The organism is Neobacillus sp. S1227 (genome assembly GCF_055385255.1).
This window is the reverse complement of sequence record NZ_AP038276.1, coordinates 712349-727966: the sequence shown is the minus strand read 5'-3', so window position 1 is coordinate 727966 and position 15618 is coordinate 712349. Positions and strand designations below refer to the sequence as shown.

The window sequence follows — 15618 nt, the reverse complement described above, 5'->3', positions numbered from 1 at the left end:
AAGAACATGGAGGGTAAAAGAATGCTTAAAAAAATTACTTCAATAGTAGCAGGTGCTGTACTCTCAGTAACTGTAAGTGCTAATGTACAAGCTGCAACAATCACTGTACAAAAAGGAGATACCCTATGGGATCTATCACGTGCAAATAATACTACTCTAGAAAATATCCAAATGTTGAATCGTCTTACTTCCGACCTTATTCACCCTGGGGACGTCCTAACCATTGCACCTCAAAAACAATATACGGTTAAGCAAGGTGACACATTATGGGATATAGCCCTAGATCATGAAGTAACAGTTTCGCAAATTAAAGAATGGAACCAATTACATACTGATCTCATTCATCCTGGTTTAAATCTATTAATCTTTGAAGGTGCAAAAACTACTAATACGGCTGTAACTGAAAAACCAATGGTGACTGCAGCACAAGAACCAAAGGAAAGTGCACCTGCAGCGGCCGCACCTTCAACAGAGAATACATCTGCAACGGAAAGTACACCTACAGCAACTGCTCCTTCAACAAGTAATACAGTTTCAAAGGAAATTACAGTGGAAGCTACAGCCTATACGGCTTCATGTGAGGGATGCTCAGGTATTACGGCTACCGGAATTGACCTTAGCGCCAACCCAAATGCAAAAGTCATCTCAGTGGATCCAACAGTTATTCCACTTGGTAGTAAAGTGTATGTGGAAGGCTTTGGTGAAGCGATCGCCGGAGATACTGGCGGGGCCATTAAAGGTAATAGGATCGATGTCTTTATTCCTTCTAAACAGGAAGCAATCAATTTTGGAAGAAAACAATTAAAGGTAACTATATTAAACTAATCTATCCTTTGAATCTCAATATTCGTACAAAACACTGCAAACCTAAAGAGGGGTGCAGTGTTTATTTTTATTAAATAACCCTATTGCCCATTGAAAGACAACCGAACGAAAATACCTCACGTATTTATCATAGATTCACCGTAACGCATCTAAATGAGTTTTTTTATTCTTCATTAAAGTATGTTTCTTATTAGAATTCAGGCATTTTTCTTTATCCTTTAGACAGTTCTCTCTAAAACCAGGATTCCATTTCTAAATTGTATTTAATCTAGCTTTATACTTACTAGTATTTACTTCAATGCATTAAAAATAAATTATTCTTTTTATCGTTTCCTCCAAATTGTCTAGGGGCTATATGGCATTTTTCAGACCGAACCCGTTATTAATTATAACCACGCTTTTAACTTTATTATTAGTTAACTTGAATCTTGCAAATTTACCAAGACACCCTAAAAAACACCAATATCGCTCAATGCCTTTTCGTGAAAGAAGCTGGTATTCGTCAAAGTTACTTTTGAAACGAAGACCACGTTCCTCCACAGTATTGCTTTCGGAAATAAGGACGATAATCCCAAGCATACGATGAGTTATCGTAAACAATATAGGCTGTCACAATACAATGACACCATACACTTTTCCCGTCAGAATGGGAAAAATGAAAATCAAGTCCTTCCATTCGTGAAGTGGAACGGTCCTTCTTAAACTGGGTATCATCATAATGAAAAAGAAAGAGTCAAGTATATAATTATAACAATTAATTGGACTAGGATAACTTTTAAATTATAAGAAATCACTATTTTAAATGGTGGATTATTTCCTTCTCAAACCTCCCCGCTATTGCTGGAAAGCTCATGAAATCCCTCCTCATATCCCAAAAGCTAACCACCTCTTTTCCTCTCTCAAACTCGAATTCTAGTGGATATTCGTGGCAGTTTAATGGGCTTTGCTGAAACGTTTCGGTAAAGAATTGGATTGCCTCTTGCGGGTTGCTGGCAAAGATGAAATAAAACTCCTTCTTATTCATTTTTAGTGAGTAGACTCGAACCTTTTTAATACCTAATACATTCTTTCGGATTAATTCCGCTACTTTTTGATTATCTGCTTGAACTGAGTTTAATATGGATGTATCGTCCTCTAAGGAAATTTTTTGTTCCGTAAGTAAATGGTAGATGTAATGTGCCAAAGTAGACTCTTCAAAACGAAAACTATCTTCGTAAGCCTCTTTCACCAACATGTGATTTCACCTCATTATTCGTTCATAAAATGTTCCGCGGGCTTCCTTACCTAATGGCTGCTGGATAGCTATACAAGGAGTTTGCTATGTTCCTTTCGTTCATCAATTGCTCCCGTATACTCGTTGTAATTCACGGCAATCATTCCAACCTGGCCATTTCTGTTTTTCGAGACAATGATTTCAAGGGAATGATCTTGGGTATCCTTGTCATAATAGGCTTCGCGGTATAAGAACAAAATGACATCGGCATCCTGCTCCACACTTCCCGATTCCCGAATGTCAGACATCATCGGCCGTTTATTGGCCCTTGATTCCACCGACCGATTTAGCTGCGCCAAGCAGATGACGGGGCAATCAAAATCCTTTGCCATGTTTTTCAGGGATTTGGATATTTCCGTTACTTGTTGATGGGAATTCCCTCCGTACGATTGACTGGATTGGATCAGTGTTAAGTAATCGATAAACAAGATCGGTCTCTTGCCGGGATGATTCATCATCTTTCTCGTTTTCGCTCTCATTTCGGAAATCGTTTGTCCTGCCCCATCAAAAATTTGCATATTGGTTTCCGTAAGATCACCAATCACATCGGACCATTTATCCTTTTGACGTTCACTTAGCATTCGCTTCGGATCCCGCATTTTCGAACGATTAAAGCCCCCTGTCGAAGCAATTAATCGTTTGGTGATCAGTTTCTCAGGCATTTCTAAAGAAAATACGAGTGGCAGATATCCGGCCCAACCGGACATTTTGGCAAAATGAAGCATCACGTCGGTTTTTCCCATGGATGGTCTTGCTGCTAGAATCGTGACTTCCCCGCCCTGAAAGCCTCCCGTCATGTCATCAAGCTGTTTGATACCCGTTGTGACACTTTTCAGGCGTAATTGATCCTCCCAGGGTGCCTCATAGATGTTGGCCAACGCTTGTTGTAACGAAGTGTGATCCTCGAGCTTTAATTGGTTGATTTTATCCAATTCGCTCACGACCTTCTCAATCTCCCAGTCATTCATGGCGGCAACGGTCAAGATGTTTCTCTTTTCCCGCTCCTTCCACGACTCAAGAATGAGCTTTTCCGTTCCATCAAATTTCTCCATGTCTGCATAGGACAACAGCTCAGAAAGGTAGGACATACCCCCTACTGATTCGAGGTCGGGCAGGGTGGAAAAAGTAATTAAATCAAGATACTTACCAGCACGTTTGAATTCCACCATTTTTCGCATGATTTCTTTATGCCGGGAACTTTCCAGCTGTTCAGGCTGAATCACGGTATCTGTTAGTAAGTATTCTGCCTTCATCAAACTGCCCAAGAACGCTTTTTCCGCCATACTCATTCCTCTTCACCTGCCGTTAGATCAAGTTGGAATCCACGTGGAATATCTCTTCCGGCACGAACAATTTCAGTTGATTTTCTTGACATTGGTACTGCCTGTTGGGGTGACTGTTGGGCCTCAACATCTGCTACGGTCAGTAACGATTCATTTTCCCAGTTTCTAAGAATCGCAACGATATAGTTGAGCCTTCGCTTGTTATTCGCACAGGCAATCTCCATGGCTTTTAGGATCATCTCTTTCGGCTGTAAAAAGCTAGAATCCTCTAACCATGCTAACAGCTGCTGCTTCGCCATTAGGTTCGTAAAGCCAAAACCATTCGCATCCCAACATTCGATAATTTCATTTACATCTTCTGTTTTTATAAGATTCTCTATAACTGGAGCGTCCTCCATAACTGGCTGAGAAGCTATTTTTTGTTTTTGTTTTTGTTTTTCTTTTTTATTTTCTTTTTCTTTTTGCCCACGTATCGTAGCACGATGCGCGGACGAATCGTCAAGCTCTATGTATGCAGAATCTGAATATGTATCCACCTCTTCAAGGTCAGAACCATCGTTACTAGCAGTTATCACTTCTTTATTACAAAATGATTCATAGAGGTCTCGAATTTCCTGCTTAGGGATTGCTTCTGATACATATGAAATGAGGGTTAGATCTTGTACATTTTTTAATTCAGAAAAAATGCAATCCATAATCGGCTTCCCGCCTTTATGAAGATTATCTTTTCCCCAGTTCTTAATCGCGAGCTCTCTTGTCTCCGGATTGTAACGAATCAACTTGTGGTGCTCGATAAATCGTTCCATTAGCATCTGGACAGTCTCAATTGAATATCCCAAATGTAAGGCTATTTGTTTTTTTGTAATACGATAAATGCCAATTTGGGTCGTATGGGCATTTGACATAAGGTAGACATAAAAATATCTGTCTTCCGGGGTCATTTCTTCCAACACAACCGCATTGTCCCAAAAATCAGTTTGTAACATTCGATACCTTGCCATCCTGAACCACCATCCTTGTTTATTGGAAAACTATATTCATTCTCTATTTAGGGTTTGGTGAGGAAAAGGGATAGGGTGGTTTTTATAAAAAGGTGAATGTTTTGTGACAATAATGCATTTTCTTGTGGCATAGTTTTTTATGTTGGGAATTCGGAGAATGAAGGTAGCTTTTAACGGAATCATCCTCTTATGAAGAAGAGGGAAAGAATCAAAAAAAACTGTAGATATTTTTTATCTACAGTTTCTGGTTATTTAAAAAGTTCAATCAATCCACATGTCAAGACTGCAGATTGCAAAAAACAAAATTATTAGGGGATGTAGCATTGTTACCTTTTTTTACCCAGTAGAATATTTTTGCCGTTTTTTTGTTTAGATTTACAATTTGAAAAAACATGAAAATATACTACTCAATATTCGGCAATGCATATTTTTTCTCAATTTTAGCAACCAATGAGTAATACGTATCCACCATGTTTCCTACATGAAGTTTACCGATTTGAGTTAGAGCTTGATATGCTTCGATTTTGTCCCAACCCATTTCTGACATCCAATCAATCAGCTCTGCATAAGCGATACGCGCTGCATCTTCCATTGGGCGAGCACTTCCGACAACCATAAATTCTGTAGGGCTTTCAATACGAGGCCATTTAATTTCTTTGCCTTTAATTAATTCAAATTTTATTTTTACTTTTGCTGAGATTTCTAGGGCAACACCGCATAATTCACCATCTCCCTGACCAGCATGGCAATCGCCAGTAAAGAAGTAGGCGCCTTCCGTGCGAACTGGGAGATAAACCTTATTTCCAGGCTTTGTATCAGGCACATCCATATTTCCACCATGATTAAACGGAGTTAACGCAGATATGGCTTCTATTTCAGGAGCGGTTCCTATGGTACCCAAGAATGGACGCCATGGAAAATTTAAGCGCTCATTATTTTTAAGCATGCCATTCTCAAGTTTGTATATCCACACTTTTTCAGGCAGAGGTTCATTTAAGGCTCTTGTTAAATCTGTTGCAGTTAGTCCCCCAAAATTTTCCTTTAATATACTAACCGCCCAATCTCGTGTTGGTTCAATATCGACAATATGAGCTACCAAAGTGTCGCCTGGCTCCGCGCCCTCTATGTAAATCGGACCAGTTTGAGGGTTCAAGTAATCACCTAGGATTTCACTAGGTATATCATTTTCACTTGTAATCCGGTTCTCAAATGCATCTTTCGTATGGATTTCAACTAATTCACCAGGTTTTACACGCGCAATCGGCTCGAGATATTTACTAAAAACATAGCTATGTTTTCCTGGCTGTTTAATCTCTTTTATCTTCAATTCTGTTTTTTCCATGATAAAACCTCCAATTTTTTAATAAGTTACTAGACAGCTAGATATTGCTTTAGAATGTTATAGTCTTTGATCTCTTTAGCTCCAATTTCTCCAATTATGGTTCCTTTGTCCATGGCATAACAGCGTTGCGACATCTGTTGAATTAAACCAATATGCTGTTCTACAAATAAAACTGTCAGTCCTGTTTCTTTATTTATTTTGCTAATAATTTGACTGATATGCTCAACAATATTGGGTTGAATTCCTTCAGAAGGTTCGTCCAGAACTAGTAAATCAGGCTTTCCGACTAATGCTCTGCTTATTGCTAAAGCGGCCTGTTCACCTCCGCTTAGTGTTCCTGCTTTTTGTTTGCGGCGTTCTCTTAGCTTCGGAAAATAGTTGTAGATCATGTCAAAATCATTCTTTGCTTTATTAATATTAATTGTTCCACCCATTAATAAATTCTCCTCAACGGTTAAACCCGGGAATACCCCATGTCCCTGAGGAACGTAACCGATACCATTCCAAGCTCTTTCATAGGCTTTCAGTGTCGTAATGTCTTGACCATTAAAGGTAATTCTACCTTTCATTGTTGGAAGTAAACCCATTAATGTTTTTACAAAAGTGCTTTTTCCAATACCATTTCTTCCAATAATGGATACCACTTCACCAGTTTGAATGTTAATATTAACATCCCGTACTACGATGACCTTGCCATAACCAGAAACTAACCCTTCAACTTTAAGTATGGCTGCTCCCTCCCTAACACTAGATGAGACCACATGAATTATGATTTTCCTAAATAAATTTGAACAACTTCTTCATTTGATTCAATCTCTGAGATTGTTCCTTCTGCAAATATCTTCCCAAAATGAAGTACTGTCACTTTTTGAGCAATTCTCCTGACAAAATCCATATCATGATCGATAAACAATATCGTGATGCCTTCATTATTTAAATTTTCAACCAATCTTGCGGTAAATTCTGTTTCTTCCGGTCCCATTCCTGCAGCTGGTTCATCAAGAAGAAGCAGTTCTGGTTTACTGGCTAAAGACATCCCAATTTCAAGCCATTGCTGCTGGCCATGGGAAAGATTATTGACTACCTCATTTTCTAAACTTTCAATCCCAACGAGCTTTAACAACCGCAAAATTTCATGACGGAGTTCCTTCCCCTTCACATGGTTTTGCGCTGCTATTCTCATATTGTCATATACCGATAGCTCGCCAAAAACACCAGGTACCTGCATTTTTATACTTATGCCTAATTTTGCTCGATCCCAATTTTTCATATGAGTAATATTTTTGTCCTTAAAGTACACTTCACCGACAGTTGGCTCATATACACCCATAATCATTTTGAAAATTGTACTTTTCCCTGCGCCATTTGGGCCAATTAAACAATGCAAATCACCGCGGCGAATGGATAAGTCTACATTTTGCACTGCTTTTAAACCGCCAAAATACTTTCCTACGCCTTTAAGCTGCAATACTGTTTCATTAGTTGTTCTCTCCTTAACTAATCCGCTTTTCATGTACACTCTCCCTTTTCTGAAGCTTTAGGTTGTGCTTATTAGTTTTGAAGATAAGATTATCTGCCAACTTAAAAATTGCAACGACAATACCTTCTGGAACAAACAAAATTACAAGTATTAAAACAACCCCAAGTATAATTAATGCGTATTGGTTACCACTTGCAGAAAGATTTTGAGAAAACCAATAATAGAATAGTGAAAAAATCATACCGGCGGTCAGATTTTTCCTTCCCCCTGCAGCAACTAATATAACTGGCAGTGTGGCTGCGGTAAGTCCCATACTTGAAGGTGTAATATAGTTACCCCATGTAGCATATAAAATACCGCTAAGAGATGCTAAGGCCCCTCCAATCGCAAAAATCATCGTCTGTATTTTTGGAACATTGTAGCCAAATAATTTGGTCCTCTCGCGATTTTCCCGAATTGCAATTAAGGTATAACCGAAACGGGATACTGTTAAGATTCGTAGTGATACATAAACAACAGTCAGTATCAATAAGACAAGGTAAAAAAAATGATTTTCTAAAAATGTGAATGAACCAATCGAAATGGAAGGTATACCGTTAATTCCGTTGTATCCACCGAGAAGCACCTTGCCAACTTTCCATTCAGGACCGGCTGTTTGCGCCATAAAAGTTTCCAGTACAACCGTAACACATAGAGTAATCAATCCTACAAATACATCGTTTATTCCACCATAAAACATGAAATAACCTAAGATCCAAGCAACTATTCCCCCAACAAGAACTCCTATAATTAAGGCTACGAGAGAAAAAGCCGTGATTCCCATATTTAAGGTTACGATTGCATATACATAAGCACCGATTCCAAAAAAGGCCGCTTGCCCAAAACTGAATATCCCGCAGTAACCCCAGATTAACGAAAGGCTTAGGGATAAGAAAACCATAGATAGAAAGTAAGATAAATTCAGCACCTCATAACTAGACACGAAAAGCGGATATAAAAATAACCCTGCGAAAAGGATAATCCCGACAATGTTCTCAGTACTCATCTTCATTTTATTTTTCATAATTATATCCCACGCTTTAATTTTTTTTCGGCTAGTCCGGAGAAACCTAACGGAAATAATCGTATGACAACAATGGCTACGAAAAGCAATCCCAGCCTTCCGTAAAATGTACCCCATAGATCTGCTAAGATGCTGTTAACCACACCGAGAACACCTCCAGATAACACTGTTCCGATAAGTGGATTCGCTCCCCCAACAATAACGGTAACAAAGCTAGGCATGAGAAATCCTGCGCCAAAGCTTGGAGAAACAGCCATCGTTGAAGCGTATAGCCCTCCTGTTAATCCTGCAAAAGCTGAACCAATTACAAACGTCAACGAGTACATCTTATTTGTATTTACTCCCAAACTTTGAGCAATATCACGCTTTTGCATCGTAGCCCTGGATCGCAGCCCAAATTTTGTATGCATAAAAAGCCAATACATTATAGCCAAAAGGATAATGGCGATAAAGAATAATAATATTCGATAAGTCGAATAAGATTCGCCTCCTATTTCAATAGATCCAAGAGGAGTTGATACGCCAGGCAAGGATGGTCCAAAAATGAGTAAAATTCCCTGCCCCATTATCATGCTAATTCCCCATGTAGCAACAACAGAATCCAACGTTCTGCCATAAAGTCTGCAAATAATCAACCTGTCAACAATGTAACCAATTACTCCAACACCTAGTGTCCCGATTAATATGGCAATTGGTAAAGGCACGCCCGCTACAGCAGTTAATGTTGTTATGTAGGCACCTAACATGATGAATTCTCCATGGGCAAGGTTAATGATTCCCATCATTCCAAAGATAATGGACAGACCTATAGCAGAAAGGATAAGGAAGGCAAAACTGTCCATAAATTGATAAAGCATATCAAAAAACTGCATAAAACCGCCCCTTTTCTGCATTTAGATTAATTTTTTTAAATATGGAGTGAAAGGAGTAAACCTGTTTACCCCTTTCAACCATATTAGAGTTACTTTTTATCAAGAGGGGTATATTGTGTAAATTCACTCTTTTTCGTAAGATCTACGCCTTTATCTTTTGAAAGCCAATCAGGAACTACCGCTTCCCATTTTCTAGGGAATGTAATTTTGTGATTCTCATCTGCATGCACTAAATAGACATCTTTAATCGCATGATGTGTTTTTGGATCAATGGTTACTTTACCAGCAGGTCCATCCACACTAATATTACTTTCAAGGGCTTTAATTACAGCATCTGTTTTGGTGGTACCAGCTTGTTCCACTGCCTTTGCCCATAACTTTACTCCGGTATATTGCGCTTCCGCTTCCATACCGACATATTCATCTTTTGGAAATTTCTTATAGAAATCATCGACGAATTTCTTAGCTTCTGGATTTTCAGTTGCAAGTTCCTCCATAAATGGAGCAGTTACATACATATTTGCTAGAGCTGGAGCTTTAAATCGTTTATGTTCGTAAGCTTGAGCCATATTTACAGTAGTAGCCATTGGGATTGCTTGGTTCCCTTCTTTTGCCCATTGGCCATAGAAAGAAGATTGCGCCTGCCCTACCATTAATGTTACTAATACATCTGGCTTTGCTGCCTTTATTCGACTGATAGTACTACTAAACTGTGAAACACCTAGTGGTATGAACTCTTCTTTGATGATTTCTCCGCCATTTTCTTCAGCGGTTTTTCTGACCCAATCAGCAGTAATTTGGCCAAAGTTATAATCAGCAGCAATAGTATAAATTCTTGGGCCATATTGCTCGATCATTGCTTTTATCAGTGTTACGACTTGATGTTCTGGAACAGCACCTGTAGCGAACGTATATTTACTTGCCACTCCACCTTCATATTGGTTGTTGTAGAAATAAAGCATTTTATTTTGTTCCATGATTGGGCGGATTGCTTCGCGGGATGCACTCGAAAAGCCGCCCATAACTACATCAACTTTATCTTCTAAAATCAATTTCCTTGCCATTTCCTGGTAGCGCTTATTATCTGATTGAGTATCCGGAGAAATAATCTTAACTTTTCTGCCTAATAATCCACCGTTTTTATTAATCTCATCGACTGCAAGTTCTGCAGCATGCAGCTTTTGAATACCGACAAGAGAAAAGTCTCCCGATTGATCTTCAAGAATTCCTAATTTAATTGGACCTTTAGAATCAGTAGATGAAGCATTTGATGATGAATTGCACCCAGTAAGGATGAGTGTAAAAACAAGCATTAGCATAAAAGCTATGTACCATTTTGAATGTACATTTTTCAGATTCATATCTTAAACCCCCTTTGAATTTGGATCAATAAGACTGTTGGTCAGACCAATTTAAAAGTAACATCTCTATATCCTATCACCCCCCTTCAGTTTTAGGTCTATTGGTCAGACCAATGAAACTAAAAAAAGAAAAACACTGATTTTCATCTATCACTTTTTACTCTTAGGACTGCTGGTCAGACCAAGTATTTTTTGAATTATCTGTATCTTAACACTTTTCTAAAAACTAGTCTATATTTTCATTTAAATAAACACAATAAATTTTGTAATATCTTACGTCTGTCATGATGTATTAGATTTGATTTAAAATTTATCATAAAATAATCCATAAAGCCTTTTGTTTGTTAGGTTATTTAACAAGGTTTTAAGATCAAAAAAATGGTTTTTGAGCTATTCAACACTCAAAAACCATTATCATAAATCAACTCTTTGATCCCACGATCTAATAATATTTTCTGCAAATGTTAAATGATTCTCCATTTCTTGTGACGCTCTCTCTGGATTTTTTTCTATAATCGCTTGTAAAATCAGGCGATGCTGTTCAATTAACCTAGCATTTATTTCTTCATTCGAATGCATATGAAATCCCGTTGAATAAAGATTTTTACTAACTACATCTGAAACAACAATTAAAATATCCGAGAGTGTATTATTGTAAGCTGCTTTTGCTAAAAACAAATGAAAATCAAGGTCTGCATTAATTCTTTCTTCTAAATCTTTAGAGGTCATCATTCTAGAAATGGAATCTTTAAGAACCTTTATATCCTTATCTTTTCTGCGTTTTGCAGCCAGTTTAACAATTCCGCCTTCCAAAACCTTCCTAGATTCAAATAATTCTAAATTAGCTTCCAAAGGAATAGTGATAAATGGAAGAATTTTCGTTAATATCTTTGGTACTTCAGGTTTTTTCAAAAGGGTGCCTTCACCAGGTTTTGATTGTATTACATCAAAGATTTCAAGAATTCTTAGTGCTTCTCTTACAGAAGATCTGCTAACTTGGAGAGAATTCGCCATTTCTCTTTCAGTTAATAGCTTATCTCCTGGGTTTACCGCTCCTGAACTAATACTATCCCTGATTCGATCAAGAACCTGTTCAAACATTCGGTTATTTTTATTAATTGGTTCAAATAACATTCAATCACCCTCTCTTCAGTTGTTTTTTTAAATCTTTTATCCTGCCTAGCCAATCTGTATATTCTTGCATATCATCTTCCATTCTTAAAAAACTCCCAAGACATTGATCTGAACAAAAAATATGCTCTTGCTCTGGAAAACCTACGATATGGATTATTATATTCTTATTAATCATGTTATGACAGGCTTCACATTTTTTTACCATTATTCATCACCGTTATATTATATTAAACGTAATTAATAATTTTTTAAATGGTTTTTATTTTTTTGTTCAAAATCCTTCAAAAAATTTTGATTTCCATCTAGACGCGGAACCCAGTTTGTTTCACGATCTATAGGGAATGTTGTAAAATAATAACGTCCTTTTGTTTTTATTGTAAATGAAACGTGGAGAATCGGGCCAAGCGTCATTGAAATAAATGAAGCGTAGTAGATCGGATACAAACCAAAAACACCCATGGCACCTGCAATTACGGCAGCAAGCAAAGAGAATAAACCAGTTGGATTCCATCGATATAAAAAAGGCCTACGATATTCAATGAAATCACTTGGACCGTAATTTAGCCATTTTTTGCAAATAAAATGATCGGTTAATATTATAAATATCCAAGAGTTTGTCAAAATTCCTGTAACTGCAAGCCAAGTATCTAAATACTGTAAAATATCAAAAGCATAAAGGAGACACCCCAAAATATAAACAAATACCATCCACCATGGTCGACCAGGGGTGAAGTTAAAAAAAAGCGAGAATGAATTCGATAGCGCTAGTGAACTGGAATAGAGGTTCATGACGTTAATCCGAATTTGCGTAACAATAACAAATACCGCCCCCCATCCTCCCATAAGGAATGGAAAAACAACACCTGCATTCGAGGCAAGAAAAATGTCACTAGAACCCTTCTCCGATTGTAATAATGTATATGCAAACAACGGTCCGATAGTAATGTTTACAATCATGGGCAAAAGCATTCCTACCATACTTAAAAAGCCACCACTGTAACCAGAGTTACTCTTGGCAAAACGGCCATAGTCTGTTGCCATTAATCCTTGAAATACTATCTGGCCATTAACGAGCATAAAGGCCAGCCATATAGATTCGGACGAAAGGGGTATGATCGGTTTCCAACCGCTCGGACCCACAATAGCGTAATGAGATGTTAAAAAATAAATTGCAATTCCGAATAAAACGCTGTAAATAAACATTCCCCATGTTTGCAATATCTGCAATTCTTTCATACCATACCAGGTTAATAAAAGTTTTACCAAACCTAATATAGAAAAAATAATAATACCATCTAATGAATCAAAATTTAGTCCAAAGGCAAAAGCAATTGCATGGGTTACGATTGTTCCCTCAAAAATAAAATAAAAGATGTAATTAATTCCATAAATAAGAGAAGTAACAGCCGAACCCATATAGCCAAAACCCATCCCCCTCGTCATTAAATCAATAGTAAGGCCTTCTTGACTAGCAAGCTTAATCAAAGCCATTCCTATTAAACTAGAACAGAGAAAAAAATAAAGAAGAGGAAGCAGCATTAAAGGCCAACCTACAGTGTATGCTAATTGCACCCCAAATGTATAAAAAAACAATGCTGTTGAATTACCAATCAGCACTAAAACAATTGCAGGAATAGGCCAGCGAAAATGTGAAGGAATTTTACGAATGGCATAGTCTTCAACATTTTCAGATTTTGAAGTGGTAGCAGGTCCTTCAAACCATTTTGTCCATTTGCTCAAAATGTTGTTCCTCCATGGAAATTTACTTATAAAAATTATAGCAAATTAGTCAGAAAATTTACACAAAATAAATAGACTTCAACTTTGAAGAAGACCAAAAAGACAATGCCCCAATAATGTCTTACTATCATCAAGACTAAAAAAAATTTAAACTATCAATTAATATTACCAACCTTTTACCTATTCCAACCATTACATACGTTTTCTCTATATTTATAGCAATAAAAAGAGTGCCTGGTACCAATCCATATTTGTCGTGGAGTATACGACAAATTTCGGGTAGTGACAGGCACTTGCCTTACTAGAATTTTAAAGACCATCCTTGAATCTTTGATCATATCAGCCCCCAAAAATAATGTTTATTTCCAAAATACTTCCTTCCTTTAGCAGTTTTAAAGAAAATGCGATTTGATATTTTACCAAATAAACAATTCAAAAATAAAAACTCTTAAGGCAAACCTAAGAGTTTTTTTCAATGTAAGACTTACTACGCGGACTCATGTTGATTTCTTTGAATTAAACGTTTGCATACTTCATAACACTCATCTATATGTGAATTTCCAAGATACTTCATTGCACCAAAACTAATTCCTGCTGAAACAGCCTGTCCAACAAACGGTATAAATTTAGTAACTGATTTAACTGCTACACGTGTGCCAACCTTTTTTAATAAAAGAACGACCGTCTCTTTTGTAATAAATTTCCCTACTAACTTACTACCGAGCGAAGAAATAATAACTAGAATTTGTCCCTTAATTGCTGAATCTAATTGATCGATTTGTTCTGGAGACAAACCAAACTTTCTATTTATTGCAGGCAGTAGTTCCATCATAATTGCTACGTCAGCACCAACATCAACCCCTGGAACAGGTACTACCGCTGCGGCTGCAGAGGCTGACGCCCTTTTATTAACCATAGATTTGCACTCTTCTTTAATACTGTCCAACTCATTAATTGTCTTCGGCATCATGCTATTTTCTCCTCTATTGCAAATTGTTGTTAATTACTAAATTTCGACAAATACCAAAAAAACCCTCCATTTCGCCTACAACTTTTTACATAATTCTTCCTTCACTTCATTCGATAAACCGAACAAAGAGTAAAAGAATTCAACTAAACTTAATGACGAGGAGAACTATATGTATGGCTATTTTAAGAAAGACCTACTACAGAATTATTTTATTTCTACAAGAAAAGGGTACCTGTGACGCCCTGAATAATGTCGACCAAAAATCAACAAATTACGGGTAATGACTTGCTCTTGCAAATCTTTACAGGCACCCTAAATGTCAATAAAAAAAGATGTATCTGGCATATTTAATAAACAGCACTGACTTTTTTATTGCTTTATAGTCAAATTTCCACATTAATACCCATATTTCGATACAAATGCATTGAATTATTTTTATACTCTAGTAGAATAATAATGTGATATTTCAATTTTTTTACATTTTCGTTCTTTAAGCTATATCTAAAGGAGGTACTATATTTGGACGAAAAAATTGCACAGCTAGAAAGACAATTAATAGAATTAAAGGAAGCACAACAGCAAAGTGCTGCAACTATTGCGGTAGATCATAACTTAAGATCTTTATCTGCTCCGAAAGGGAAATTTAAGTTTTTCTTAAAAACTGGTAGTTGGAAGATTATTTTGGCCATCCTTGTTTTATTAGTCCTCGCTTTAGGAGTAATTAGAATTTGGCTATTTCCGAGCAGTACCTCTAAACAAGAGTCTGTCACGTTTGTTGAACATGTTCAAGAGCTATCCACATTAGCAACAGCTGAAGCCTATACGAAAGGGGTTCTACATGTAAAGGATAATAAGATTTTCGGGAAAGACATCCCTTTTGATCTAGATCTACCGGGAACAAAGAGAGAAGTACTATTAATTGTACCTGCGACGGTTATTGCTGGTGTTGATTTGAAAGGGATTACTTCTGAGGATATGGTTATTAATGAAGAAAAAAAAGAAATAGATATTACCCTTCCCCATGCAAAGCTCATCCAGGATCCATCACTACAGATGGATAAAATACAAACCGTTGACGATAGTGGTTTTTTCCGTGGTGATATTAAATGGGATGAGGGGAATAACCTGACAGCTAAGGTACAAGAGCAAATTCGTCAAGATGCCATCAATGGTGGTTTACTAGATACTGCAGAGAAAAATGCAGAAAAAGTGTTAAAGGAATTTTTTAAGAATGATGGTTATACGGTAAATGTCACGATTAACTAATAGGACGG

At 37.1% G+C, this 15618-nt stretch carries 15 protein-coding genes; 2 read left to right on the top strand and 13 right to left on the bottom strand.

The window, feature by feature from the left end; translation table 11 throughout:
• The first annotated feature begins 21 nt into the window (after positions 1 to 21).
• Complete coding sequence (locus ACZ5AE_RS03570) at positions 22 to 825, top strand: 3D domain-containing protein (protein WP_464569544.1); 804 nt, start codon at positions 22 to 24, stop codon at positions 823 to 825.
• Positions 826 to 1618: 793 nt separating this feature from the next.
• Here the strand turns inward: ACZ5AE_RS03570 and ACZ5AE_RS03565 are convergent.
• From ACZ5AE_RS03565 to ACZ5AE_RS03505, 13 genes are all read right to left on the bottom strand, one after another.
• A complete protein-coding gene (locus tag ACZ5AE_RS03565) occupies positions 1619 to 2059 on the bottom strand; it encodes a hypothetical protein (RefSeq protein ID WP_464569542.1) in 441 nt (146 codons plus the stop codon).
• Between the two features lie 68 nt (positions 2060 to 2127).
• The gene (locus tag ACZ5AE_RS03560; protein ID WP_464569540.1) at positions 2128 to 3387 is read right to left on the bottom strand and encodes a DnaB-like helicase C-terminal domain-containing protein; all 1260 of its coding nucleotides are present in this window, start codon (positions 3385 to 3387) and stop codon (positions 2128 to 2130) included.
• On the bottom strand, positions 3384 to 4382 hold the full coding sequence (locus ACZ5AE_RS03555; protein ID WP_464569538.1) for a DnaD domain protein: 999 nt from the start codon (positions 4380 to 4382) through the stop codon (positions 3384 to 3386). The genes ACZ5AE_RS03560 and ACZ5AE_RS03555 overlap by 4 nt, the downstream gene beginning before the upstream one ends.
• A gap of 403 nt (positions 4383 to 4785) precedes the next feature.
• Positions 4786 to 5724 (bottom strand): acetamidase/formamidase family protein, encoded by a 939-nt coding sequence (locus tag ACZ5AE_RS03550; protein ID WP_464569536.1) that lies wholly within the window; start codon positions 5722 to 5724, stop codon positions 4786 to 4788.
• A 29-nt stretch (positions 5725 to 5753) separates the two neighbouring features.
• Positions 5754 to 6485 carry an ABC transporter ATP-binding protein gene (locus tag ACZ5AE_RS03545; protein WP_464569534.1) on the bottom strand — a complete coding sequence of 244 codons (732 nt, stop codon included), beginning with the start codon at positions 6483 to 6485 and terminating at the stop codon, positions 5754 to 5756.
• A gap of 5 nt (positions 6486 to 6490) precedes the next feature.
• Entirely contained in the window at positions 6491 to 7237 is a 747-nt protein-coding gene (locus ACZ5AE_RS03540; RefSeq protein WP_464569532.1) for an ABC transporter ATP-binding protein, read from the bottom strand.
• Complete coding sequence (locus ACZ5AE_RS03535; protein ID WP_464569530.1) at positions 7218 to 8267, bottom strand: ABC transporter permease subunit; 1050 nt, start codon at positions 8265 to 8267, stop codon at positions 7218 to 7220. The genes ACZ5AE_RS03540 and ACZ5AE_RS03535 overlap by 20 nt, the downstream gene beginning before the upstream one ends.
• Positions 8268 to 8269: 2 nt before the next feature.
• Positions 8270 to 9139, bottom strand: a complete 870-nt coding sequence (locus ACZ5AE_RS03530) for an ABC transporter permease subunit (RefSeq protein WP_464569528.1) — start codon at positions 9137 to 9139, stop codon at positions 8270 to 8272.
• Positions 9140 to 9228: 89 nt separating this feature from the next.
• A complete protein-coding gene (locus ACZ5AE_RS03525) occupies positions 9229 to 10500 on the bottom strand; it encodes an urea ABC transporter substrate-binding protein (protein ID WP_464569526.1) in 1272 nt (423 codons plus the stop codon).
• 414 nt (positions 10501 to 10914) lie between these two features.
• Positions 10915 to 11634, bottom strand: coding sequence for a FadR/GntR family transcriptional regulator (locus tag ACZ5AE_RS03520; RefSeq protein ID WP_464569524.1), 720 nt, complete (start codon positions 11632 to 11634; stop codon positions 10915 to 10917).
• 4 nt (positions 11635 to 11638) lie between these two features.
• Positions 11639 to 11809 (bottom strand): hypothetical protein, encoded by a 171-nt coding sequence (locus ACZ5AE_RS03515; RefSeq protein ID WP_464569522.1) that lies wholly within the window; start codon positions 11807 to 11809, stop codon positions 11639 to 11641.
• Between the two features lie 62 nt (positions 11810 to 11871).
• Positions 11872 to 13374 carry a purine-cytosine permease family protein gene (locus ACZ5AE_RS03510; protein WP_464569520.1) on the bottom strand — a complete coding sequence of 501 codons (1503 nt, stop codon included), beginning with the start codon at positions 13372 to 13374 and terminating at the stop codon, positions 11872 to 11874.
• A gap of 487 nt (positions 13375 to 13861) precedes the next feature.
• Entirely contained in the window at positions 13862 to 14344 is a 483-nt protein-coding gene (locus ACZ5AE_RS03505; RefSeq protein WP_464569518.1) for a hypothetical protein, read from the bottom strand.
• Positions 14345 to 14863: 519 nt separating this feature from the next.
• On the opposite strand from ACZ5AE_RS03505, the gene ACZ5AE_RS03500 reads away from it, so the two are divergent.
• Positions 14864 to 15610, top strand: a complete 747-nt coding sequence (locus tag ACZ5AE_RS03500; protein WP_464569516.1) for a DUF4230 domain-containing protein — start codon at positions 14864 to 14866, stop codon at positions 15608 to 15610.
• Positions 15611 to 15618 lie beyond the last annotated feature (8 nt).

Excerpts from the sequence above, each read along its gene's own strand:
- ACZ5AE_RS03570 (WP_464569544.1), top strand. The coding sequence starts at position 22 with ATGCTTAAAAAAATTACTTCAATAGTAGCAGGTGCTGTACTCTCAGTA.
- ACZ5AE_RS03565 (WP_464569542.1), bottom strand. The coding sequence starts at position 2,059 with ATGTTGGTGAAAGAGGCTTACGAAGATAGTTTTCGTTTTGAAGAGTCT.
- ACZ5AE_RS03560 (WP_464569540.1), bottom strand. The coding sequence starts at position 3,387 with ATGAGTATGGCGGAAAAAGCGTTCTTGGGCAGTTTGATGAAGGCAGAA.
- ACZ5AE_RS03555 (WP_464569538.1), bottom strand. The coding sequence starts at position 4,382 with ATGGCAAGGTATCGAATGTTACAAACTGATTTTTGGGACAATGCGGTT.
- ACZ5AE_RS03550 (WP_464569536.1), bottom strand. The coding sequence starts at position 5,724 with ATGGAAAAAACAGAATTGAAGATAAAAGAGATTAAACAGCCAGGAAAA.
- ACZ5AE_RS03540 (WP_464569532.1), bottom strand. The coding sequence starts at position 7,237 with ATGAAAAGCGGATTAGTTAAGGAGAGAACAACTAATGAAACAGTATTG.
- ACZ5AE_RS03535 (WP_464569530.1), bottom strand. The coding sequence starts at position 8,267 with ATGAAAAATAAAATGAAGATGAGTACTGAGAACATTGTCGGGATTATC.
- ACZ5AE_RS03530 (WP_464569528.1), bottom strand. The coding sequence starts at position 9,139 with ATGCAGTTTTTTGATATGCTTTATCAATTTATGGACAGTTTTGCCTTC.
- ACZ5AE_RS03525 (WP_464569526.1), bottom strand. The coding sequence starts at position 10,500 with ATGAATCTGAAAAATGTACATTCAAAATGGTACATAGCTTTTATGCTA.
- ACZ5AE_RS03520 (WP_464569524.1), bottom strand. The coding sequence starts at position 11,634 with ATGTTATTTGAACCAATTAATAAAAATAACCGAATGTTTGAACAGGTT.
- ACZ5AE_RS03515 (WP_464569522.1), bottom strand. The coding sequence starts at position 11,809 with ATGATTAATAAGAATATAATAATCCATATCGTAGGTTTTCCAGAGCAA.
- ACZ5AE_RS03505 (WP_464569518.1), bottom strand. The coding sequence starts at position 14,344 with ATGATGCCGAAGACAATTAATGAGTTGGACAGTATTAAAGAAGAGTGC.